Annotated in this window: 18 protein-coding genes; 8 read left to right on the top strand and 10 right to left on the bottom strand. The window is 29.7% G+C overall.

What is annotated here, in order from left to right; translation table 11 throughout:
• Positions 1-804: an HAD family hydrolase gene (locus tag BM335_RS03690; protein WP_090223401.1), complete on the top strand. Its 804-nt coding sequence runs from the start codon at positions 1-3 to the stop codon at positions 802-804.
• 15 nt (positions 805-819) lie between these two features.
• On the opposite strand, the gene BM335_RS03685 is transcribed toward BM335_RS03690, so the two are convergent.
• From BM335_RS03685 to BM335_RS03660, 6 genes are all read right to left on the bottom strand, one after another.
• On the bottom strand, positions 820-4,704 hold the full coding sequence (locus tag BM335_RS03685) for an Ig-like domain-containing protein (RefSeq protein ID WP_090223400.1): 3,885 nt from the start codon (positions 4,702-4,704) through the stop codon (positions 820-822).
• A gap of 112 nt (positions 4,705-4,816) precedes the next feature.
• Complete coding sequence (locus BM335_RS03680; RefSeq protein WP_090223399.1) at positions 4,817-5,095, bottom strand: hypothetical protein; 279 nt, start codon at positions 5,093-5,095, stop codon at positions 4,817-4,819.
• Between the two features lie 2 nt (positions 5,096-5,097).
• The gene (locus BM335_RS03675) at positions 5,098-6,306 is read right to left on the bottom strand and encodes a cation:proton antiporter (protein ID WP_090223398.1); all 1,209 of its coding nucleotides are present in this window, start codon (positions 6,304-6,306) and stop codon (positions 5,098-5,100) included.
• Complete coding sequence (locus BM335_RS03670) at positions 6,307-7,212, bottom strand: mechanosensitive ion channel family protein (RefSeq protein WP_090223397.1); 906 nt, start codon at positions 7,210-7,212, stop codon at positions 6,307-6,309.
• A 63-nt stretch (positions 7,213-7,275) separates the two neighbouring features.
• On the bottom strand, positions 7,276-8,919 hold the full coding sequence (locus BM335_RS03665) for a flotillin family protein (RefSeq protein WP_090223396.1): 1,644 nt from the start codon (positions 8,917-8,919) through the stop codon (positions 7,276-7,278).
• Between the two features lie 9 nt (positions 8,920-8,928).
• Positions 8,929-9,507 carry a hypothetical protein gene (locus BM335_RS03660; protein WP_090223395.1) on the bottom strand — a complete coding sequence of 193 codons (579 nt, stop codon included), beginning with the start codon at positions 9,505-9,507 and terminating at the stop codon, positions 8,929-8,931.
• 203 nt (positions 9,508-9,710) lie between these two features.
• On the opposite strand from BM335_RS03660, the gene BM335_RS03655 reads away from it, so the two are divergent.
• Entirely contained in the window at positions 9,711-10,130 is a 420-nt protein-coding gene (locus BM335_RS03655) for an OsmC family protein (RefSeq protein WP_090223394.1), read from the top strand.
• A 98-nt stretch (positions 10,131-10,228) separates the two neighbouring features.
• On the top strand, positions 10,229-11,929 hold the full coding sequence (gene recJ, locus BM335_RS03650; RefSeq protein ID WP_090223393.1) for a single-stranded-DNA-specific exonuclease RecJ: 1,701 nt from the start codon (positions 10,229-10,231) through the stop codon (positions 11,927-11,929).
• A gap of 7 nt (positions 11,930-11,936) precedes the next feature.
• Here recJ and BM335_RS03645 read toward each other — a convergent pair whose 3' ends face one another.
• Entirely contained in the window at positions 11,937-12,983 is a 1,047-nt protein-coding gene (locus BM335_RS03645; protein ID WP_090223392.1) for an endonuclease/exonuclease/phosphatase family protein, read from the bottom strand.
• A 124-nt stretch (positions 12,984-13,107) separates the two neighbouring features.
• Here BM335_RS03645 and BM335_RS03640 point away from each other — a divergent pair, with 124 nt between their 5' ends.
• The 4 genes from BM335_RS03640 to BM335_RS03625 all read left to right on the top strand — a co-directional run bounded on the left by BM335_RS03640 (position 13,108) and on the right by BM335_RS03625 (position 19,086).
• Positions 13,108-15,861 carry a TonB-dependent receptor gene (locus BM335_RS03640; RefSeq protein ID WP_090223391.1) on the top strand — a complete coding sequence of 918 codons (2,754 nt, stop codon included), beginning with the start codon at positions 13,108-13,110 and terminating at the stop codon, positions 15,859-15,861.
• Positions 15,862-15,873: 12 nt separating this feature from the next.
• Positions 15,874-17,940 (top strand): DUF5689 domain-containing protein, encoded by a 2,067-nt coding sequence (locus tag BM335_RS03635; RefSeq protein ID WP_090223390.1) that lies wholly within the window; start codon positions 15,874-15,876, stop codon positions 17,938-17,940.
• A gap of 189 nt (positions 17,941-18,129) precedes the next feature.
• Positions 18,130-18,462 carry a hypothetical protein gene (locus tag BM335_RS03630; RefSeq protein ID WP_090223389.1) on the top strand — a complete coding sequence of 111 codons (333 nt, stop codon included), beginning with the start codon at positions 18,130-18,132 and terminating at the stop codon, positions 18,460-18,462.
• Positions 18,463-18,753: 291 nt separating this feature from the next.
• Entirely contained in the window at positions 18,754-19,086 is a 333-nt protein-coding gene (locus tag BM335_RS03625; RefSeq protein WP_090223388.1) for a hypothetical protein, read from the top strand.
• A gap of 51 nt (positions 19,087-19,137) precedes the next feature.
• Here the strand turns inward: BM335_RS03625 and BM335_RS03620 are convergent, their stop codons facing one another.
• The gene (locus BM335_RS03620; RefSeq protein WP_090223387.1) at positions 19,138-20,109 is read right to left on the bottom strand and encodes an endonuclease/exonuclease/phosphatase family protein; all 972 of its coding nucleotides are present in this window, start codon (positions 20,107-20,109) and stop codon (positions 19,138-19,140) included.
• A 95-nt stretch (positions 20,110-20,204) separates the two neighbouring features.
• Between BM335_RS03620 and hflX the strand changes: the two genes are divergently transcribed.
• A complete protein-coding gene (hflX, locus tag BM335_RS03615; RefSeq protein WP_090223386.1) occupies positions 20,205-21,416 on the top strand; it encodes a GTPase HflX in 1,212 nt (403 codons plus the stop codon).
• Positions 21,417-21,420: 4 nt separating this feature from the next.
• Here hflX and BM335_RS03610 read toward each other — a convergent pair whose 3' ends face one another.
• Both BM335_RS03610 and BM335_RS03605 read right to left on the bottom strand, forming a co-directional pair.
• On the bottom strand, positions 21,421-22,134 hold the full coding sequence (locus tag BM335_RS03610) for a LytR/AlgR family response regulator transcription factor (protein WP_090223385.1): 714 nt from the start codon (positions 22,132-22,134) through the stop codon (positions 21,421-21,423).
• Positions 22,131-23,243 (bottom strand): sensor histidine kinase, encoded by a 1,113-nt coding sequence (locus tag BM335_RS03605; protein WP_090223384.1) that lies wholly within the window; start codon positions 23,241-23,243, stop codon positions 22,131-22,133. The genes BM335_RS03610 and BM335_RS03605 overlap by 4 nt, the downstream gene beginning before the upstream one ends.
• Positions 23,244-23,268: the final 25 nt, after the last annotated feature.

Genomic DNA, 23,268 nt, shown 5'->3' with positions numbered 1-23,268 from the left:
ATGAAATACCAATTAGTTTTTACAGATATTGATGGAACGTTATTAAATAAAGACAGAGAATTATCTGAACTTACTATTGCCGAAGTTAAACGTATTTCACCTATTCCTTTTGTATTAATTTCATCACGAATGCCAAAAGGAATGCGTCATTTACAACATCAATTTGAAAATATAACGACACCCTTAATTGCTTATAATGGAGGTTTGGTTTTAGATGGCGACAAAATTTTACATTCAAAGGTTATAGATAATTCTGTTTTAGAAGCCACCATTAATAAATGTGTAAATACCAATATTCATTTAAGTTTATTTTATGCTGATGAATGGTATGTTCAATCAATGGATTATTGGGCAAAAAGAGAAGAAAATAACACCAAAGTTACACCAACAATAAAATCACATTTTGAAGTTTTAAATGACTGGAAAACAGAAGGCAAGGGAGCTCATAAAATTATGTGTATGGGTGATGCAAATGAAATTGATGTATTATACAAAACTTTGGAAAGTGAATTTTCAGATGAAATAATGTTATACCGATCAAAAGAAACATATATAGAAATTTCTCATAAATCTATTTCTAAAAAAACAGCTATTGAAGTTTTATTGAGTTCTATTTACACCCATTTATCAATGGAAAATATAATTGCTTTTGGTGATAATTATAATGATATAGAAATGTTAAAAGCAGTTGGTTTAGGAGTTGCAGTTGCAAATGCTAATAATGAAGTTTTAAAAGCTGCAAAAAAAGTTACCGATACTAATAAAAATGATGGTGTTGCTAAATTTTTACAACAACTTTTTTAATTAAAAAGAATAAATTTATTTTCTGATTAAACTAAAGTGTCCACGCTTTTCTCTAATAATTCCATGAGTGTCTATAAGTTGCACAGAGTACCAATAATCTGTAGACGGAAGCATTTCACCTTTATAATTGCCATTCCAACCATTACTGGAAACATTTAGCTCAGTAATTAATTTTCCAAACCTATCAAATATCTGAATTGAAGAAACAGGATAAAATAAATCATTTGCACCTTTTATCTGCCAAGTATCGTTGTAGCCATCATTATTAGGTGTAAAAAACTTTGGGAACCCTAAAACAGAAACATCAATAGCAGCAATTCCACAATTATTTTTATCTCTTATGTAAATAGTGTGAATTCCAGCTTCAACATTATCAAAAAATGGTTCGTCTTGATAAAAGCCAAAAATATCATCTAAAGAAAATTCATAATCGCCTATCCCTAAATTGTTGTTACTTGTGTTTATTGTGATGGTGTTATTATTTGAATCATCAACAATTACAATATCATTTAAATCAATTTCTGCAATTATAGATTCTTCAACAATAATAGATTTTGGTAATGAAACACAGCCTAAATTAGAAGTTGCTAAAACCGTATATGTTCCTCCTTTATTTATTAAAACTTCATTATTAGTTGCAATTGTATTTCCTTGTTCATCAAACCATTCATAGGTGTAATTGTCCTTTGCATTGTATATTTCTAAGGTTTTTGGCAATAAGTTTAAACATACTATTTGTTCGGGTTCTACTTCAAAACTTGGAAGTGGATTAACAACAAAATTTAAATCTGTTGAGATTGCACAAGATTCATTTAAAACATTGCTTACAGTAGCTGTAATTTTTTGCGTATTTGTAAAAAATGGATTTGGCAGCGGACTTGGTAATGGATTATTATTTGCATCTGTATACGCAACTTTCATGCCGGTTTGTCCGCCTAATAATGTTGATTCAATTGTTGAGGTATCAAAATTTGAAAATCCATCGGTTGTATCTGGAGCATCATCACATTGCGCAGGAATATTTACGGGATATATTTTTGGTGAAACATCAACAATAAACTCTAAAGTTGTTTCATCGGCACAATTTGGGGTTATTGTTGAAGTTGTGTTTTCTACTTTAATTGTAATTGTTTGACTTTTGGTTAAAAACGGATTTGGTAGCGGACTTGGTAATGAATTATTATTTTCATCAAAATAACGAATTGTAATATTTGTTTGTCCGTTTCTAACTGTTTCATCAATTTTTGAAGTATCAAAAGGATACAATCCATCATCATCATCATCACATTCTCTATCAATAGTTACAGCATAAGCTAATGGTAAACGTTCAACATGTAACGTGATTACGTGGTTTAATCCTAAACAAGCATTTACATCATCACTATCAATTCTTATATATATTTTTTGTTCCCAAGGTGTGGTGTTTTTATAGTTTGAAATATCTGAAATTGGGTTTGTTTCTGAAAGTGCATCTTCTAAACTTTCATAATATGATATTCGAACAAGTTGTGATGAAAAAATATTTTTTGTATCAATTAATTGTTGAGTTGCATCACTAAAATTAAAAATGGTTTTACCATCTTGATTTGTTGAAGGTAAATCTTCACAAGCATAATAATTTAAATGAAAATCACTTGGTATTTGAGTTGCTCCAACTTTTAATTTTATACTTGCATATCTTTCACAACCAAAAGTGGTTTTAATTTTAACATACACAATACTGTTAATTACGGTTGGGTTTTTATATGCTAGCGGATTTGTAATTAATTGAGTGTATGCTGCGTCTTCATAAAATTCAAACTGCTCATTTTTATAATTTACAGAAATTAATTCATTAGCTTGGTTAAGGTTAAAATAACTAAATCCATCATTGTTTTCGTCATCATCACATTGCTCAAGTATCACTTGCGAGCTTTTTAATATTGGTAAAGGATTTACTTCAATTTGAAATGATCCAGTTGCGTTACAAGAAAGTAAATTTTTATTTTCAATAAAGAAATAAATGGTTTGTGGGCTTCCAATTTTTGTGTTTTTAAAATTGGTAGGATTATTTATTGGTTGTGTTAATGCAGCATCTTTATAAAACCTAATGTTAAAATTGGTAGTGTTTTTTCCATTTAAAATAAAAGTATTATTTAAAGTTAGGTCAAAAGTTTCTTCGCCATCAACATCGGTTCCAGTAATATTGGAATCGCAAGTATAAATTTTTGGAATGTTTATTTGAGGGTTTGGTGTTTCATAAATTTTAACTTTTATTTCAAGGCGCTCAGGACTTTCGCAAGAGTTTATAGTTTGTGTGGCAAAATATGAGGTGTTATTTTGTAAAGTTTGTGTTTTGTTTAAAGGAATTTTGCTATTAGCTGTTTCGTACCATAAAATAGCATTTCCATTAATGGAGAGGTTATTTAAAGTAGCATTATCGGCAGAGCAAAATGTTTGTTCAGCAAAATTTGTTGTTGGTTTGTTTACGTGAACTACTGTTAATGTTACTGGTGTTCGAGTTAAAGTTGTGCATCCGTTTTCGGTAGCATCTACATAATAAGTTGTTGTATTGTTAATAGTAGGTGTGTTAAAAGAGTTTCCAGTATATAAAGCTATTCCTCCTGTTGCATTTGCATACCAATTTACGGTGCCGGCTGATGCATTTGCAGTTAATATTCCTGATCCAATTCCGCAAATTTGATTTTCCGAAATATTTGTAATTGTTGGTATTTGATGAACAATTGCATCAACTGAAATTCTAACACCTTTTTCACAAACTCCATCAGATGATGCTAACGCATAATATGCTGTTGTTGCTGAAATAGTTGGTGTAAAAGTGTTACCAGTTGCAATTGGTGTTCCTCCGCTTACCGAGTTAAACCATAGAACTTTCCCAGATGAAGATGAAGCTGTTAAAGTTACTTTTCCGGGTCCACATCTTGAATCTCCTGAAGAAGATGTAATTTCAGCAATTGAAATAGTAGTACTTTTTGAAATGCTTGGCTCTATTTCTCCAGGCATTCCACCATATTCAACTATATAACCTTTTGGTTGATAGTCTCCAGAAGTTGCGCCAGTATTACTTAAATCGTTCCAAGATCCAGGAGTTCCAATTCCAGGAGCGGTAACATGTGCATAATCTTCATTTCCTAAGTTGTTAGGTTCATTATTATTCGCATTCCAAAAAGCAAAAGGAATATCAGTGCCGGCAGTTGTTCCATTTCCATTTCCAATCCAAAATGATTTACCAGTTTCTGGTCCTGTCATCCATCTCCAAGTTCCTTCAACAGCTTCATCACTACCGCCAATCCACCCAGCACCTGAAGCCTGTTCTCCGGTTAGTTTTGCTTCTTCAATGGTTGTAACTGTAGCTAAATAGCCTTTTAAACCGTAGTAAGTTCTTCCTGCAGCAGCGGTTTTTGCATTTTTCCATGTAATTCCAAGTGATGGAACAAATTCGTAATAATGTTTTGTGGTCGGTAAATAGTTGGCTTCACCAATTGTAATTGAAAAAGTTTTAGTGCCTGTAGGATTTAATGAGCTACTTTTAAATATAACATTTTTAACAGCTATTACTAAATCGTTTGTATTTGCTGTTCCGCTACCAACCCAAGTTAAAACTAATTTTCCTTCTAATGAATTGAAAGTTGACGCATTAATATTTGGTATGTTTCCATTTAATTTTAAAATATCTTCACCACGAACGTAGCCTGTTGAAATTTGAATATAAATTGTTTTTATTTCTACATTACTTGGGTTAGTTATGCTAAAACCTGTAACAATGTTTTGTTCGCTTTGTGGGCAATAATATTGATTTCCAACAGCAGTTAATGTTGGTGGTGTTTGGGAATAAGCATTATTTAAAAAAATAAATGGCGCTAACAACCATAAAGAAACCAGTATATTTTTTTTTAACATTATTGATTTATAACTAATAAAGGTAATAACTTGTAAAAATAGGAAAATGAAATTTATTACTCGATTAATTTAGTAGGAAATCAATATAAAACTAAATTCAAAAAATATACAATTAAGAATTTAAAATTAACAATGCTAAAACAGTTATAAAAGCTATAATAACACCAAAAACTAAGTGCTTATTTCTTTCAAATGTTGTTGTTTTTCTAATTTTTATTTTAATTTTTTCTAATTCTTTTTCTGAAACTTCCGGAAAATCATATTCTGTTTTTGTGTACTTTATATTCGCATAATCATTTCCGCCTTTAAACTTTCTTTTTCTGGCATTTTTTAAAGCAGCATTTTGCTTTATTCTATTAACCATATCATTTACGTGACCACCAAAACTCATTTTTATAAATATTTTTTATTACTTAATCGTGAAATTTTCCTTTTTTGATAAGTTTTAAGTAGTTTTTCAGTTGTTGAAATATAAAAAGGACTTATTAAAAGAGTTAATGAAATTAAGCTAATAGTAAATTTGTAGCCAAAACTTTCCATAATTTCTAATGAATACGCAGATGAACTGATTAAAAAACTCAACTCGCCAATTTGAGCCAATAATGCACCGCCTAAAATTGCTTCATGCCATTTACAAGAAAATAATTTAAGAATAAATGAATTTATGAAGTGATTGGTTATATACACCGAAAATAATACAATTAAAATAGCTACATAATTTTGATAGATAAATTCGAAATCTATTTGTAGTCCTATGCTAACAAAAAACAGCGCTACAAACAAAACTCTAAAAGAATGTAATGTATCGTAAATCCAGTCAGTTGCTTTAGAAACGTGCATAACCATACCACCAACAAAAGCACCAAGTGCAGGAGATAATCCAAAGGCAGAAGCTAATAGAGCACCACCAAAACATAACAAAATTGCCGCAAAAACTTGCAATTCATGGTCATTCTCTAATTTAGAGGCAAAAGGTAATTTAATGCTTCTTTTTACATATATGTAAATTAAAATAGCCATTACTAACAATCCTCCAATAATCATTAAAATAATATTTTTCATTGGTTCTTCCTTACCACCAATTACTGATGTTATAATTAATAATGGAACAATTATGATATCTTGCATCAGCAAAATGCTTAAAACATTTTTTCCAATTCTTGTAGTTATTAAATTTTTATCTTGAATTATTTTTATAATTACAGCAGAGCTACTTAAGGCAATTACAAAACCTAAAATAATAGACCTATTAATGTTCCAATTAAAAAAATGACCTATAGAAAGAACAATTAAAACACTAATAAAAACCTGTAATAAAGTGCCAACAACTGCCAATTTCCATTGTTTAACCAATTCTGGTAAACTAATTTCCATTCCAATAAAAAATAGCAATAAAATAATCCCAATTTCGCCTAAATGATGAATGGAATCGGCATCTTTAATTAAACCAATTCCATGTTCACCCAATAAAGCACCAACTATAATATAACCAATAATGTATGGTTGTTTGAATCTTTTTAGAATTAAACCTAACAAAATAATAAGTATTGCCAAAACTGAAACAAAAGCAACAGTTGGATCTAATTTTGATGCTAAAAACATTTAGATTTTTTTTGAAAGATTAACTTTTAATTCGGGCGCTTCAACTAAATGGAATGTTGCAGAAGCAAATTTAATATCACCATTCGTTTTTTCAACTTCTGTTAATATTTGAGTGAATAATTCTGATTTTGTAATGCGCCTTTTTCTAAAATTCACTACATATCTTAACGTAAATTCAACCCAATTATCATTTGCAATAAGCGTTACCATTGGTGCTGTTTGGGCATTTTCTAATAAATAATTTTTTTGAAGAGTATTCCATTTTTCTTGAGAAATAGCTGTTAAATCACCCACTGTTTTTTTTGCGATTTCAATAAACAGTATTTTAGCTTTTTCATAATTACTTCCAAATTGAATAGGTATCTTTATTTCATCCCATAAAAATGGAAAATCACCGGAATAATTAAAAACAGGTTCTTTAAAAACAAAACTATTAGCAATTAACACTATTCTTCCGTTGTATAAATCGCCATCCACCCACTGACCAATTTCCATAACGGTAGTTCGTAAAACACCAATACCCATTACATCACCTTTAATTCCGCCCAATTGAACTCTATCACCAGTTTTATAAAAACCACCAAATAATATGGCTAACCAACCTGCAAAAGATGCAATAACTTCTTGCAAAGCAAAAGCAATTCCTGCTCCTGCAACACCCAAAGCAATGGTAAAACCTCCTAATTTATTACTGTAAACAATAGTTATTAAAATAATAGAAAATAAATAACCAGCAAAGGTTGAAATTTTTTTAGTTTTATATCTACTGTTGTTATCTTTTAATTTTGAAATAAAATTTCGTTGAATAGCTTTAATAACAAGCCAAATTATAATAATACCAATTAAAATAGTTACTAATTTACCAACGGTTGGGTCAAAAAGAATTTTTTTTAATTGATCTTCCATTTTTAAATATTTAAGTTTTAATCGCCCATACTACTTAATTTCATATGGGCAATTGGATAAAAACTATTCTTTTTCATTAGTTAATTCAGTAGTATCTTCACTGCTTTTTTTGGTTTCGGCAGTAGGTTTTTCTATTTCTTCACCTTTTAAATAGGTTGGTAATTGCATTCCAGCCATATTAAACATTTCTTGTAATGGCGGAACAGCTTTATACATTCCAGAAATAAAGTTAGATGTTGATGTTTTTCCATCAGCGCCACCGCCATTTTCCCAAACGGTAACTTTATCAATTTTAATATTTTTAATTGCTTCGGCTTGAGTTTTAACTAGTTCTGGTAACTTATCAGCAACTAATAATAAAACAGCATCTTTAGCATTATCACCAGCTGCTTTTACAATTTGGTCTAAACCTTGCGCTTGCTTAGTAAGTATTTCGTACATACCTTTTGCTTCTGCTTCTTTTTTCATAAAAATAGCATCGGCTTCACCTTTTGCAATTCTTCTAATTTGTTCAGCTTCCGCTTCCGCATCAATTTCAACTTTTCTTTTTGAAATTTGAGCAGGTACAATTATATCAGCACCTTGTTCGGCTTCCTTGCGTTTTGCTCTAGCATCTTCGGCAATTTTTTCAGCAGCATACGCTTCTTCTAAGGCTTTTGCAGCTTGTACTTTTTCAGCTGCAATGGCTCTTTTTGCAGCTTCCGCTTCACGCTCTCTTCTTAAAGCATCAGATTCTGCAATTTCAATTTTTGAAAGGTTTTCACCTTCAATAGCTTTTGCATTGGCACTGGCAGTTTTAATTCTTTCAATTTGTAACGCTTCTGCCTCCCCAATTTTTGCTTTTGCTCTGGCATCAGCAGTTAATACGCGTTCTTTTTGGTTGGCATTTGCTTCACCAATCATTGCAGTCGCAATTTTATCTGCTACTTGTACACGTTCTGTTTGGTTGGCTTCCGCTTCTCCAATTTTAGCTTTAGCCAAAGCATCGGCTACTCTTACACGTTGGTCTTGCATGGCTTCTGCTTCACCAATAGATCCATCTCTAACTTTTTGGGCTACAGATATTTTAGCATCATTAATTGCTTTTGCCGCAGCTTCTTTTCCTAAAGCTTCAATATAACCAGATTCATCATGAATATCAGTAATATTTACGTTGATCAATTTTAAACCAACTTTTTTTAATTCGGCTTCAACACTATGTGTAATGTGTGATAAAAATTGATCTCTGTCTGAATTGATTTCTTCAATGTCCATTGAAGCAACCACTAAACGCAACTGACCAAAAATAATTTCTTGTGCTAAATCTTTTACAGATTCTAATGTTAAGCCTAATAAACGTTCTGCAGCATTTTGCATTACGCTTGGCTCTGTTGAAATACCAATAGTAAAACGAGAAGGTACATTTACACGAATATTTTGTTTACTTAGGGCATTGGTTAAGTTTACTTCAATAGACATTGGTGTTAAATCCAAAAATTCGTAATCTTGAATAATTGGCCAAATAAATGAAGCTCCACCGTGAATACATTTGGCAGATTGACCTCCGCCAGTTTTTCCGTACACAACTAAAATTCTGTCGGACGGACAACGTTTGTATCTTCTTATCATAGAAAAGAAGAACACTACTACAATAAAAATGGCAGCTCCAATTAAATAAACTGCTGTTGGGGCCGATTGAAGTGGCAATAAAAGTGATAATAAATTCATAGGTATTTTTTATTTAGATATTTTTTCAACAAGTAATATTTCGGCACTTACAATTTTGCTAACTTTTACCATCGCGCCGGTTTTTAAATCTTCTAATTCATCAGTAATTGCTTCTAATTCGCGTAAACTACCTTGCACTTTAATTTGCACTTTTCCCATTTTAGAGCGTTCAGCACCAATTGGTAAATATACTTCACCAATAACACCAACAGCATTATTAATATTTAAAGTGCCAGATTCTGCTAATTTGTGCATCCAATAAAATAATGATGAGGTTATAACCATCATTATTAATCCGGCAATTGTAGCAATTATTATAGTTGCAGTACTAGAAAATCCGTTATTTAAACAAGTAATACCTGTCCATCCAAAAATGGTAAAAAAGGCTACAATTCCTTTAAAAGTAAAAAATTGAAACCCCACACCACCATCATCAGCTTGAAATTCTGATGCATTTGTGTCCATATCGGAATCTGCACCGCCAATAAAAGTGAGAAAAAAAATAACAATAAAAACTGCAGAACCAACCAATGCTATTATCCAGTAGGTTTGTTCTAAAGTTGATAATTGAGTAAAAAAATCTTTCATATTTAACAATATTAAGTCGTTATCGAATATACTAATTATTCATTTAATTATAAACGTGAAAAAGTTATTTAATTTGTAAATTTTAAAGTTTCTTTTTTAAGAAGCTTTATATAAGTATTAGTTATTAATTTGTATAAAATGTTACGAGGAAAGGAAAATATTTCATGTAAATTTGACTTCTATATATTTTATGATTTATTATTATGACAAATAAAATTGAAGTTAGTTGGAAAGGGCAAATGTTATTTGAATCTGTTGCTCCTGAAGGAAATGTAATGATTGATGCAGCTCCAGAAGTTGGTGGTCAAGGAAAAGGTTTACGTCCAAAAGCTATGATGTTAACGGCTTTGGCTGGTTGTTCAGCAATGGATATTGCATCGTTACTAAAAAAAATGCGTGCTGAAGTTGATGATTTTAAAATTGAAGTAGAAGCAAATTTAACCGAAGAACATCCAAAAATTTACGATAAAGTGAAGGTTACGTTTCGTTTTTATGGAAAAGACTTTAAAAAAGATAAAATTGAAAAAGCAGTAAACCTTTCAGAAGAACGCTACTGTGGTGTTATGGAGATGTTCCGTAAATTTTCGGAAGTAACTACGGAAATAGTTTATGTAGAAAAGTAAATTTTAAATTGTAATATTGATTTATAAAAGGCCAAAAGTGAAAAACAATTGGCTTTTTTTGAATATATTTTCTTTATTTTTGAAGAAAAATTAATGCTATGCGTTGGACTTTTAAGCCCGAACCAAACAAAATTATTACCTCAAATTTAGCTCAAGAATTAGGAGTTGACTATACTATTGCAAAATTGTTAGTACAGCGTGGAATTGAAACTTTTGAACAAGCAAAAGATTTTTTCAGACCAAAATTAGAAAATTTGCACAACCCATATCTAATGAAAGATATGGATAAAGCTGTTGAACGGATAGAAAAAGCAATTAAAAACGTTGAAAACATATTGGTTTTTGGAGATTATGATGTTGATGGAACTACATCCGTTTCTTTAATGGCATCATATTTAAAAACAATTCATCCAAATGTTGCAACATATATTCCAGATAGGTATGATGAAGGTTACGGTATTTCATATCAAGGAATTGACTACGCTGAAGATAATGGAATTACATTAATAATTGCATTAGATTGCGGTATAAAAGCTATTGATAAAGTTGTGTATGCCAATGAAAAAGGCATCGATTTTATTATTTGTGATCATCACAGACCAGGAAATGAAATTCCGAAAGCTGTTGCAGTTTTAGATCCAAAAAGAGAAGATTGTGCATATCCTTATAAAGAATTATGTGGTTGCGGTGTTGGGTTTAAATTAATTCATGCATTAGCAGAAAAAAGAGGACAAACTATTGATGATTTAGTTGAATATTTAGATTTAGTTGCCGTTGCAATTGCGGCAGATATTGTGCCAATTACTGGTGAAAATAGGATTTTAGCTTATTACGGATTGCAAATTATCAATCAATCACCAAGAACAGGAATTAAAGCAATGATTCATCAGATAAAAAAAGAAGAATTGACAATTACCGATGTAGTTTTTATTATTGCACCAAGAATTAATGCTGCAGGAAGAATAAAGCACGGAAATTATGCGGTTGAATTATTAACTGAAATTGATTTTGAAACTGCAGTTAATTTTGCTGCAGAGATTGAACAAAATAATACGGATAGAAAAGAATTAGACAAAACCATAACTTATGAAGCACTTCAACAAATTGAAGAAACTGATGAGCAACAAAACTTTTCAACTGTTGTTTATAGTGAAAATTGGCATAAAGGTGTTATTGGTATTGTGGCTTCTAGATTAATAGAAACCTATTACAAACCAACCTTAGTTTTTACAAAAAGTGGCGATAAATTAGCGGCATCGGCACGTTCTGTAAAAGGATTTGATATATATGAAGCACTAGAAGCTTGTTCAGAATTTATTGAGCAATTTGGTGGGCATAAATATGCCGCCGGATTAACAATTAAAGAAGAAAACTACCTAAATTTTAAACGTAAGTTTGAAGAGGTTGTAAAAAACACACTTACAGAGGAACTACGAATACCAGAAATTTCTATTGATGCTGAAATAAGTCTTTCTGAAATAACACCAAAATTTTTTAGAATCATCAATCAATTAGGCCCGTTTGGACCACAAAATATGAAACCTACTTTTAGTTCATCGGGATTAAGAGATAATGGCTACGGTAGAAATGTTGGTGCAGATGAGTCACATTTAAAATTATGTATTATTGAGGGTTCAAACCAATCAACTTATAATGCCATTGGTTTTGGTTTGGGTACAAAAATAAATTTAATCCAACATGGAAAACCTTTTAAAGCAGCCTATAATATTGATGAAAACCGTTGGAATGGAAATACCAGTATTCAATTGCTTTTGAAAGATTTACAAGAAGATTTTTAAAGTAAATTTATTCAGTTTCTTTAATTAAATAAATGTAAACTGGATAGTGGTCACTATATCCATCAGTAAATCCGCTATAACTCCAGCTTCTAAAAGGATATCCTTTGTATTTACCTGTTTGAGTTGTTAAGTATTGAGGATTGTATACATTAGCTTTGTACATTTTATAGGTGCTATAATCTTTTGTAGTAGTTAATAGTGGAGAAGTAAACATAATTTGATCAAATAAATTAATATTATCTCTGTAAACCAAAGTGTTTTGACCACGTCTAAACATATCTTCCATTGGGTTGTAAATATCCCCTTCATTAACTTCGGCTTTAATTGCTTTTGTTTTTAATACTTCTTTTAAACTGGTATTAATTGGGTCATCATTTAAATCACCCATAATAATTACTTTAGGCTTAGGATCTGTTAATTTAATTTGTTCAATTATTTGAGTATTTAAATAGGCAGCTTTTTCGCGTGTTGGTCGGCTTTTTTCTTCCCCTCCGCGTCTAGATGGCCAGTGGTTTACAATGATGTGAATTAATTCATCACCTAAATAACCAGAAACTAACAATTGATCTCGAGTGTAGATTCTAGTTCCGTCTGCTTCCCATAATTTTAGTTCAAAAGTTTCATGGTGGATAGGTCTAAAAGATGAAGGTTGATATAAAAACCCAACATCAATACCCCTTAAATCGGGTGAATCATAATGTATTATGCTATAGTTTTTAGTCTTTAAATAATCTGTTGAAATTAAATCTTCCAGCACTTTTCTATTTTCTATTTCTGCAACGCCAATTATTACTGGGCTATTTTTAGTTTCATCTTCACCAATTTCTGAAATAACTTTTGCCATGTTATTTAGTTTTTTCTGATAAATTTCTGCCCTATTTTCTTTAATTTCCATAATAGGGCTTGCTTCATCATTAATCAGCGTGTCATTTTCAGTATCAAAAAGGTTTTCTAAATTATAAAAAGCAATTGTTTTTATATCGTATTTTTTTTGACAAAAAATAGTATTTGAAGTAAATAAAATAAAGGTAAAAATAAGTGTAAAAAGTTTCATGTATTTTTTTTGATGTACAAATTTACAAACAAATATTGGTCCAAAAATAAATTTTTATTTACAATTATTTAAATTTCAGTTTGGTTGATATTTTAAAAAATAGTAATTTAGAAAAAAATTGTATATGAAAGCATTGGTATTTACTACTAGTGTTTTATTTTTCTGTTTACTCAATATATCGGCACAAACAAAATCTTCTATAAGAGGAGTTGTTTATGATTTCAATTCTCAAAAGGAATTGAGTGGAGTTTCTGTAAAAATTGAAAACACTATTATTTCTGAAAAAACAGATTTAAATGGCTTGTTTGAATTTAAAAATATACTTCCGGATACTTATTATTTAGAAGTTTTTTTAGAAAATTACGAGGTGCAAAAAATTCCAATAATTGTTTCTGACACGAAACAATATAATATTGGCATAATATATTTGCAGCCGTTAAAGAATGAATTTCAGGAATCGAGTATTATTTTATTATCAGACGATGATTTATTAGATAATGGTGAACGAAGTTCGGATAATATTGCGGGTTTGTTTCAATCATCAAAAGACGCTTTTTTAAGAGCAGCCGCTTTTAATTTTAGTCAATCTTGGTTTAAAGTTCGTGGTTACGATTCTAAATACGGACTAATTTCAATAAATGGTATTGAAATGAATAAACTATATGATGGACGACCACAATGGGGAAATTGGGGAGGCTTAAACGATGTTTTTAGAAATCAAGAATTTTCAAACGGAATTGCTTCGGCCGATCATTCTTTCGGAAATATTCTAGGAACCACTAATTTTACTACACGAGTATCAGATTATAAAGCTGGAGGTAAAGTTTCTGCAGCAGCAACCAACAAGAGTTATACTGGTAGAGTTATGGCAAATTATGCCACCGATTTAAATAAAAACGGTTGGGCTTTTGCTGTTGCTGCTTCTCGCAGATTTGCGCATGAAGGTTATTTAGATGGCACTACCTATAATGCTTGGGCAGCTTTTTTAGCTATCGAAAAAAAGTTGAATAACAATCATAGTTTAAATTTAACAGCATTTACTTCACCTAACCGCAGAGGGAAATCTTCACCAAACACACAAGAAGTGTACGATTTAAAAGGCTATAAATACAATGCTTATTGGGGAAATCAAGAAGAATATAAACGGAATTCTAGAATAAAGGAAGTGATGGAGCCCGTTATAATGTTAACTCATTTTTATGAAAAAGAAAACATATCATTTAAAACCACAGTTGCATATCAATTTGGACATATTGGGAATAGCCGTTTAGGTTATTTTAATGCGCCAAATCCAGATCCAACGTATTGGAAATATTTGCCAAGTAGTTATTTAAGATATTCTGAAAATCCAGATTATGCAAATGCTTATCTAGCTGAGCAAGAATTTATTAATAACGGACAAATAAATTGGGAGAAAATTTATCAATTTAATGCTGATAAAAGTAATGCATTGTATTATTTATATGAAGATAGGGTTGATGATACACAAATTTCTTTGAGTTCTACTTTAAACACTCGTTTAAATAGTAGTGTTAATTTAAATGCGGGTGTAAATTTTAAGCAATTAACATCTAACAATTACGGTAAAATGTTAGATTTATTAGGTAGTGATGGTTTTTTAGATTTAGATCAATATGCAGTTGGTAATGCGCAACAAAACAATTTAAACAATCCAAATAGAGTAGTGAATGTTAATGATAAATTTCAGTACAATTATAAAATAGACGGCTCTGTTATAGGAGTATTTGCACAACTACAAGGAATAACTAGAGATTTCGATTACTTTATAGGTGTCAATTTTAAAGCTACAAATTTTCAACGTGATGGATTGTATAAAAACGGAACATACGTTACCAATTCTTTTGGAAAAAGTAAAAAACAATCTTTTTCAGATGTTAGCACCAAAGCCGGATTTACTTATAAATTAACAGGCCGACACTTAATTACTTTAAATGGCGCATATGTTTCTAATGCACCAACTATTAAAACTACGTTTTCAAATGCTAGAGTAAATAATAGTATTACTCCCAACTTAACAAGTGAAAAAATTATAACTGGAGATGTTAGTTATGTTTTTAGGTCACCAAAAATTCAATCTAGACTTACCGCATATTATACCCAATTTACTGATGCAATAGAAACATCTTTCTTTTTTGCCGAAGGTTTATTGGGAGATCAGGCAGATTTTGTAAATGAAATCACTACTGGTGTAAATAAGTTAAATATTGGAGCAGAATTGAGTGTTGAATACCAACTTACTTCAGCTATAAAAATTTTAGGAGCTGGTTCATTTGGTCAATTTACATACAATAATAATCCACATATTTATATTCAATCAGAAAGTTTAATTAATAATGATAGTGATTTTGGAATTACATATTTAAAAGATTATAAAGTTTCAGGAACTCCACAAAGAGCTTATTCGCTTGCATTTGAATATAGAGATCCTGCATATTGGTGGTTTCAGATAAATGGAAGTTTTTTAACTAATAATTATTTAGATATTTCACCACTATTACGCACCGATAATTTTTATATTGATGCTGATGGAGTTCCTTTTTTAGATGACAAAACAGGTTTGCCGGTTACTCAAGATCAAGTTGATATACTATTGACTCAGGAAAAATTTGATGACGCTTTTTTGTTAGATGCAGTTGGCGGAAAGTCTTGGATGATAAACAATAAGTTTATCGGATTTTTTGTGGGTATTAATAATATTTTAGGAGAATTGTATAAAACTGGAGGTTTTGAGCAGTCTAGAAAATCAAATTACCCACAACTTAAACAAGATAAGCAATTAAATAAACCAATTTTTGGTCCTAAATATTGGTATGGTAATAAAACTTCTTTTTATTTAAATCTTTATGTACGATTTTAAAAAAAACTAGCTATGAAAAAGAATACACTTACAAAATACACAGCAGCATTTATACTAATAATTAGTACATTTTTAAGTTGTGTAAAAGATCAAGATTTTTCAACACCAAACGTTGTTTGTACTGAGCCAAATTTAACTGTTACAAATACAATAGCACAAGTTAAAGAAATGTACACTTTTGGTGGTGCAACCGTTATTGAAAATGATGTTATCATTGAAGGATATGTAGTTTCAAGTGATAAATCAGGGAATATTTACAAGACTATTTCAATTCAAGACAAACCTGAAAATCCAACTTCAGCCATAAAAATTGCTATTGATGAAACCAATTTATATGCGAAATATAATATAGGAAGAAAAATTTATGTGAAATTGAAAGGTTTGGCTGTTGGTTATAGTTTTGGAAGTATTCAAATAGGAAAAGCTGTTGCTGGTGAATTGGGTAGAATTTCTTCTTATGAAATTAATAATTACATCATTCGGTCTTGTGAAGAGGTTGAAATAATTCCTAAAAAAGTGTCAATTTCTCAGCTCAATGAAAGTATGCTAGAAATGTTGATTGAAATTGAAAATGTACAATTTAAAACATCAGATTTAGGGAAATCTTACGGGAATATTGAAAATACTGAAACCGTTAATAGAGTTTTAGAAAGTTTTAACAGCAATTGTAACTTGGTTAATGAAGTTATTGTTAGAAACAGCGGTTATTCTAATTTTAAAAATGAATTATTGCCAGAAGGTAAAGGAAGTGTTGTAGCTATTTTTAGCAATTATTATGAAGATTATCAGTTGTATTTACGAGATACAAACGACGTGAAATTAGAACAAGCACGTTGTAATTATTCAAATGCATTAACGCCAACTATTTCTTTACAACAAGTAAAAAATATGTACACAGAAACAATGGTAGAGTTTGGTGTAGATACAGATTATATTATTGAAGGTTTTGTTGTATCAAGTGATGCTTCAGGAAATTTTGAAAATAAATTGGTAATTCAAGATAAGTTAGAAAATCCGACAGCAGGAGTTCAAATTTTAGTTGATATGGAAACTATTTTTGAACAGTATGCTATTGGAGATAAAGTTTTTGTGAAACTGAACAAATTATATATGACAAAAAACGATGGTGTGTTAAGTATTGGATACCCCAAAGGAAGTAAAGTTACAGCCATTGAACAAGACGCTATTAATAGTTTTATTTATAATACCAAAGAAAATAATACTATAATTCCAACAGAAATTACCATAGCCAATGTTCTTGATGAACAATATCAAAACACGTTAGTTCAAGTAAATAATGTGCAATTAGTAGCCAATGATTTAGGAAAAGCATTTGCGTTTTTTACTGGAAATGATGAGGGAATAAGAACTATAGAAACATGCGGAGAAATATTAAAATTAACGGTTTTTACAAATGGCAATGCAACTTTTGCTAATCAATTATTTCCAAAAGGTCATGGGTCAATAGTTGGTGTTTTAAATAATAACTTAGAAATTCGTACTGTTGAAGATGTTCAATTTTTAACAGCGTATAATGTTTGCCCAGTAATTATTCCTAAAGTGATGATTACCGAAATTGCAGATCCTATTAACAATGTAAATGCTCGATTTGTAGAATTGTTTAATGCTGGAACTACTGAAATAAATTTATCGGGATGGAAATTAAATAAATACATAAATGGCTCAACAACTGTTTCAAGTGGTGCTGTTGATTTAAGCGGAATAACCATACCAGTAGGTGGTTTTATAATAATTGCCAATTCAGATTTTAAAACTGTATTTAATGATATTCCTGAAATTGAGTCAAGTTATATTTCTGGCAATGGAGATGATGTATATGAATTGGTAAATAATGCTGGTGAAACAATAGATGTTTTTGGTGTGATTGGTGAAGATGGAAATGGTACAAATTGGGAATATTTAGATGGAAGAGCTGTTAGAAATTTAAATATAAATGAACCAAATTCGGCGTTTGAAATTAGCGAATGGACAGTTTATTCAAATGTTTCAAATAATTTGATTTCTTACCCAAATTCGCCGAAAAATGCACCAAATGATTTTAATCCAAATTTAAGATAATGTAAAAAATAGATAATCAAATGTTAAAAAAATGTAAAACAAATAATAAAAAGTATAAAATATTATTAAATATGTAATTTGTTTAAAAAATCATTTTCAAAGCGGTAAATCTTTTAAATGTAAAAAAACAATGCTTTTTAGTTGTAATTTTGGAGTATAAAATAGAAATAAAAATTAATACCAAATATTATGAAAAAAGCAAAATTATTTTTAGTTGCATTCGCAATAGGAACTTTAGGTTTGTTTGCAAATAATGAAGAAACTCCAAGTGTATCAAAAGATGAAATTAGAAAGCAAATTATAGAATTATTAGAAACATCAACTACAGATGTTGCTGCAGAAATTTCTGTAAATATTACTTTCACTTTTAATACTGAAGGAGAAATTGTTGTTTTAAAAGTAGCTTCAATAGATAAAGAAATTTTAAATTTTGTTCGTGAGAATGTAAATGGTCAAAAAATTGAAAATCCAGGTAAAGTTAAAAGACAATATACTATGCCAATAAGTATAGTAACTAAATAGTTAACCAAAAATAGTAATTAAAAAACTCAAGCTTTTTGCTTGAGTTTTTTTTGCAATAAACTTTTTAACATAAATTAAGTTAAATCATAAACTAAAATAGCATTTAAAATTTAAAATTAAATATTGCAATTAGTTGATAATTAGCTGTGTGTAAAATTTATTGATTGCGTGTAATATTATTTTTGTACTTATGTTGGGTTAAACAATTGTTAATCAGCTAATAATTAAAAAATAAACAATCAATTGCTGTTAAATTTGAATACTATTAAAGTTTAACCTAAATCTACTATTATGAAAAAAATTAAAATTACCGCAATTGCATTATTAATTGGAGTTGGAAGTTTGTTTGCAACGGAAACAAATAAATTTGATGCTCCTACAAAAGAAATTAGAAATCAAATTATTGATTTATTGGGAACTCCAGATTTTGTTGTACAAGATGAAATGACTGTTTTAATTTCTTTTACATTTAGTTCAAATGGAGAAATTGTAGTGCTAAATGTAAACTCAAGCAACAAAGATGTGCTAAATTTTATTAGAGAAAACTTAAATTATAAAGCTATTAATAACCCAGGCGAAAAAGATAAACTTTATACAATTCCATTAAAAATATCTGAAGTATAATTTATTACTTAAATTTTTTTAAAAGCATTCTAACTTTTTTAGGATGCTTTTTTAATTCTTTTTTAAATAGACATACACAGGAAAATGATCACTAAAACCACCTTGATACCATTTTCCAACATAAGTTCTAAACGGATTTCCTTTATATTTTCCTTTCCATTCTTTTAAAAAGTGTTCATCAAAAATTTCGGCATATTTAAAAGAATGCTTATTTTCTTCTATAGTGATAAAATTTTTTGTAAAAATTATTTGATCAAATAAATGCCATTTTCTGTCGTGATTTAAAGTTCCGTGGCCAGTATTAATTAATCGTTCCATCGGATTATAAAAAGTGTCATTCACTAAATATTTTTTAACGCTAATGTTTGTAGGGTCGTCATTAAAATCGCCCATAACAATAATTTTTGCATTTTCTGTTTCATTATAAATTTGATGCACAATTGATGTAACCAATTCAGCGGCTTTAATTCTTTTTTCTTCAGAAACATCTTCACCACTTCTTCTTGACGGCCAATGATTTATTAAAATATGCATTAATTCGCCATTTAAGTTTCCTTTAACTAATAAAATATCTCTGGTAAAATCGCGTACACCAAATTCATTTTCAATATATAACGTAAAAGTTTCAGAATGCAGCAACTCAAACAGTTCTTTTTTATATAATAAAGCAACATCTATTCCACGCTCATCAGGAGAATCATAATGAACCACTCCATAATGTTCGTTTTTTAAATTAATGCTACTAATCAAATCATTTAAAACTACATCATTTTCAACTTCAGCAACGCCAACAATTGCGGGTGAATAATACGAACGTTTTGTGCCAAGTTGAGAAATAACGCTACTTAATTTATTAATTTTTCGTTTATAACGTTTGTAATTCCAATGTTTTTTGCCGTTTGGTGTAAAATCATCATCTAAAATGGTAGGATCTTTTTTCGTGTCAAATAAATTTTCAAGATTATAAAAAGCAATGGTATATGCTTGTTTATTTTTCCCAACAGTTTTAAAAAATGAAAACATAAATAAATTATTAAAAGTCCAAAATACAAAATTAGATTTACTTTAGTATTGTATCTTTGCAGTAATAAATAAATACAATAATTTTCGTATTGAATATGATTGAAGAAAGAAAAGTAACATCTGAGGAAGCTGTTTTAATTGGGATTATAACACAACATCAAACTGAAGAAAAAACCAATGAATATTTAGATGAGTTGGAATTTTTAACAGTAACTGCTGGTGGAGTTGCGGTAAAAAGATTTATTCAACGGTTAGATAGTCCTAACCCAAAAACCTTTATTGGCACAGGAAAATTAGATGAAGTTAAAGCGTATATTGATACACATAATATTGAAACTGCCATTTTTGATGATGAACTTTCTTCTGGACAGTTACGTAATATTGAAAAGGTTTTAAACTGTAAAATATTAGACAGGACCAATTTAATTTTAGATATTTTTGCATCTCGAGCGCAAACAAGTTACGCACGCACACAAGTTGAATTGGCACAATGTCAATATTTATTACCACGTTTAACACGTTTGTGGACTCACCTTGAAAGACAAAAAGGTGGGATTGGTTTACGTGGTCCTGGTGAAACTGAAATTGAAACAGATAGACGTATTATTCGTGAAAAAATTGTGTTACTAAAGGAAAAACTGAAGGTTATTGACAAGCAAATGGCGGTTCAACGTAAAAATCGCGGAAAATTAGTGCGTGTTGCTTTGGTTGGTTATACAAACGTTGGTAAATCTACTTTAATGAATGTGATAAGCAAAAGTGATGTTTTTGCTGAAAACAAATTATTCGCTACGCTTGATACAACTGTTCGAAAAGTTGTGATTAAAAATATTCCATTTTTATTAACCGATACAGTTGGGTTTATTAGAAAATTACCTACGCAATTGGTAGAATCTTTCAAATCTACATTAGATGAGGTTCGTGAGGCAGATTTATTATTACACGTTGTAGATATTTCGCACCCTAGTTTTGAAGATCATATTGCATCGGTAAATAAAATTTTAGATGAAATTAAATCTTCAGATAAACCTGTAATAATGGTTTTTAATAAAATTGATGCGTACGAACCAGAAGTTATTGAAGCCGATGATTTAGTGACTGAGAAAACTGAAATTCATTATACTTTAGATGAATGGCGCAAAACTTGGATGAGTAAATCGGGGGATAATTGTCTATTTATTTCTGCATTAAATAAGGAAAATTTGGATGAATTTAAAGAGAAAGTTTTTGAAGAAATAAAGAAAATTCACATTACACGTTTTCCGTATAACGACTTTTTATATGATGAATATAATGAGGAGGATTAAAAATTTACTGTAAAAAATTCTTTTCAATAAATTGGTGAAAAACGTCTTTATATTGCTCACTTATAGGAATATACGTTTTGTCAAATACAATTCTATTTCTTTCAATTGTTGAGATTTTTGATAAATTTACTATGTAAGATCTGTGAACACGCATAAAATTATTTGAAGGTAATTGTTGCTCTAAAAGTTTCATGCTTAGCAATGTCATTATTGGTTTTTCAACAGTTAAATGAATTCTAACATATTCTCGCATGCCTTCAATGTACGTAATGTCATCTAATTTTACACGTACAATTTTATATTCAGACTTTATGAATAAATAATCGTCATTACTTTTTATTTCTTCAGCAGCATTTTGTTTTAAATTGAACCATTCTTTGGCTTTGTTGGCGGCTTTTAAAAAGGAAGCATAATCAATTGGTTTTAATAAATAATCTATAGCATCAACCTTAAAACCTTCTAAAGCATATTCACTATAAGCAGTTGTGAAAATTACTTTTGGCGGATTTTTTAATGATTTTACAAAATCTAATCCGTTTAAATCAGGCATGTTAATATCAATAAAAATCAAATCAATAGTATTTTCCTGAATAAAAGAAAATGCTTCAATTGGACTTTCAAAATTGCCTTTTAATTCTAAAAAGGGTGTTTTATTTATATAACTAACCACTTGTTTTAAAGCTAAGGGCTCATCATCTATTGTTATACATGTAATCATAATGGAACATTTAAATTTATTAGATAAAACTCCTTGTTGTGATCAACTTTTAAAGTGTAATTTTCGCCGTAAATAAGGTCCAATCTCTTTTTAGTGTTTTCAATTCCAATACCTTTAGTTGTGCTTGTTTTATTAAAATTAGGATTGCTATTTTTAATAATGAAAGTTAATTGTTCTTCTGAAAAACTCATTTTGACATCAATAAAAGAAACTGAATTATAGCTAATTCCGTGTTTAAAAGCATTTTCTAATAGTGATGTAAAAAGTAGCGGAGGGATTAATTTTTCTGGAATTACGGTAGGAATATCTACTGTTATTTTTACTTTTTCAGAAAAGCGTAGCTTCATTAATTCAATATAACTTTCAATAAAGGATATTTCTTTTTTTATGGGTGTTTTGCTCCCTTCAGAATCATATAATAAATGACGCATTAGGTTAGAGAGTTTAATAATAGAGGTTTTTGCTTGTTCAGAATCAATATCTACTAATGCGTGAATATTGTTTAAAGTATTCATAAAAAAGTGCGGACTTACTTGGTTTTTTAAAATGGCCAATTGGTTTTCTACACTTTCTTTTTCAAGTTTAAACTTTTCTTTTTCTAAACTAGACCAACGCATTGAAATTTGCAAACCAGTATCAAAACCAACTAATAAAACAGCTAAAATTAAAAAGTTTATTGATGGTGGAATTGGTTGAGGAGCAGATTCTGAACGTCTCATGGGCGGCGGTGGTATTCTATCAGCATTTTCAGGAGTTGGGTTTAAAAATCCTGAATTTTCAATACCTTCTGGTCTTGGTCTTTTTTGTATAGGAATATCATTAAAAAAATGAATATTAACAGCAAAAAGGACTATTATTGAAATGGTACTCAAAAAATAACCAACTCTTTTTCCTTTAAAAAAAAGCCTAGGTAATAAAGCAAAACGATTGATAAAAAACAACACTAATAAAGGTAAAAAGTTTAACCAAACAGTTTGTACTTTTTGCCACTCAATTTGGTCTTCAAATCGTCCAAATAAAAGAGGAGACGCAAATAATAATGCCCAAAAGGCAATAATTATTAAAGGCTCAAAATAATTGAATTTGTAATTTTTTTTAATTAAGCTCATCGTTTAAAGGTTACTATCTTTATTC

The organism is Lutibacter maritimus (assembly GCF_900116115.1).
Taxonomy (GTDB): domain Bacteria; phylum Bacteroidota; class Bacteroidia; order Flavobacteriales; family Flavobacteriaceae; genus Lutibacter; species Lutibacter maritimus.
The sequence above is the reverse complement of the archived record's forward strand: the minus strand, read 5'-3'. Positions and strand labels throughout refer to the sequence as shown.

What these genes read in the sequence shown, in the direction of transcription:
- BM335_RS03690 (WP_090223401.1), top strand. Translation starts at nt 1, where the DNA reads ATGAAATACCAATTAGTTTTTACAGATATTGATGGAACGTTATTAAAT.
- BM335_RS03685 (WP_090223400.1), bottom strand. Translation starts at nt 4,704, where the DNA reads ATGTTAAAAAAAAATATACTGGTTTCTTTATGGTTGTTAGCGCCATTT.
- BM335_RS03680 (WP_090223399.1), bottom strand. Translation starts at nt 5,095, where the DNA reads ATGAGTTTTGGTGGTCACGTAAATGATATGGTTAATAGAATAAAGCAA.
- BM335_RS03675 (WP_090223398.1), bottom strand. Translation starts at nt 6,306, where the DNA reads ATGTTTTTAGCATCAAAATTAGATCCAACTGTTGCTTTTGTTTCAGTT.
- BM335_RS03670 (WP_090223397.1), bottom strand. Translation starts at nt 7,212, where the DNA reads ATGGAAGATCAATTAAAAAAAATTCTTTTTGACCCAACCGTTGGTAAA.
- BM335_RS03665 (WP_090223396.1), bottom strand. Translation starts at nt 8,919, where the DNA reads ATGAATTTATTATCACTTTTATTGCCACTTCAATCGGCCCCAACAGCA.
- BM335_RS03660 (WP_090223395.1), bottom strand. Translation starts at nt 9,507, where the DNA reads ATGAAAGATTTTTTTACTCAATTATCAACTTTAGAACAAACCTACTGG.
- BM335_RS03655 (WP_090223394.1), top strand. Translation starts at nt 9,711, where the DNA reads ATGACAAATAAAATTGAAGTTAGTTGGAAAGGGCAAATGTTATTTGAA.
- recJ (WP_090223393.1), top strand. Translation starts at nt 10,229, where the DNA reads ATGCGTTGGACTTTTAAGCCCGAACCAAACAAAATTATTACCTCAAAT.
- BM335_RS03645 (WP_090223392.1), bottom strand. Translation starts at nt 12,983, where the DNA reads ATGAAACTTTTTACACTTATTTTTACCTTTATTTTATTTACTTCAAAT.
- BM335_RS03640 (WP_090223391.1), top strand. Translation starts at nt 13,108, where the DNA reads ATGAAAGCATTGGTATTTACTACTAGTGTTTTATTTTTCTGTTTACTC.
- BM335_RS03635 (WP_090223390.1), top strand. Translation starts at nt 15,874, where the DNA reads ATGAAAAAGAATACACTTACAAAATACACAGCAGCATTTATACTAATA.
- BM335_RS03630 (WP_090223389.1), top strand. Translation starts at nt 18,130, where the DNA reads ATGAAAAAAGCAAAATTATTTTTAGTTGCATTCGCAATAGGAACTTTA.
- BM335_RS03625 (WP_090223388.1), top strand. Translation starts at nt 18,754, where the DNA reads ATGAAAAAAATTAAAATTACCGCAATTGCATTATTAATTGGAGTTGGA.
- BM335_RS03620 (WP_090223387.1), bottom strand. Translation starts at nt 20,109, where the DNA reads ATGTTTTCATTTTTTAAAACTGTTGGGAAAAATAAACAAGCATATACC.
- hflX (WP_090223386.1), top strand. Translation starts at nt 20,205, where the DNA reads ATGATTGAAGAAAGAAAAGTAACATCTGAGGAAGCTGTTTTAATTGGG.
- BM335_RS03610 (WP_090223385.1), bottom strand. Translation starts at nt 22,134, where the DNA reads ATGATTACATGTATAACAATAGATGATGAGCCCTTAGCTTTAAAACAA.
- BM335_RS03605 (WP_090223384.1), bottom strand. Translation starts at nt 23,243, where the DNA reads ATGAGCTTAATTAAAAAAAATTACAAATTCAATTATTTTGAGCCTTTA.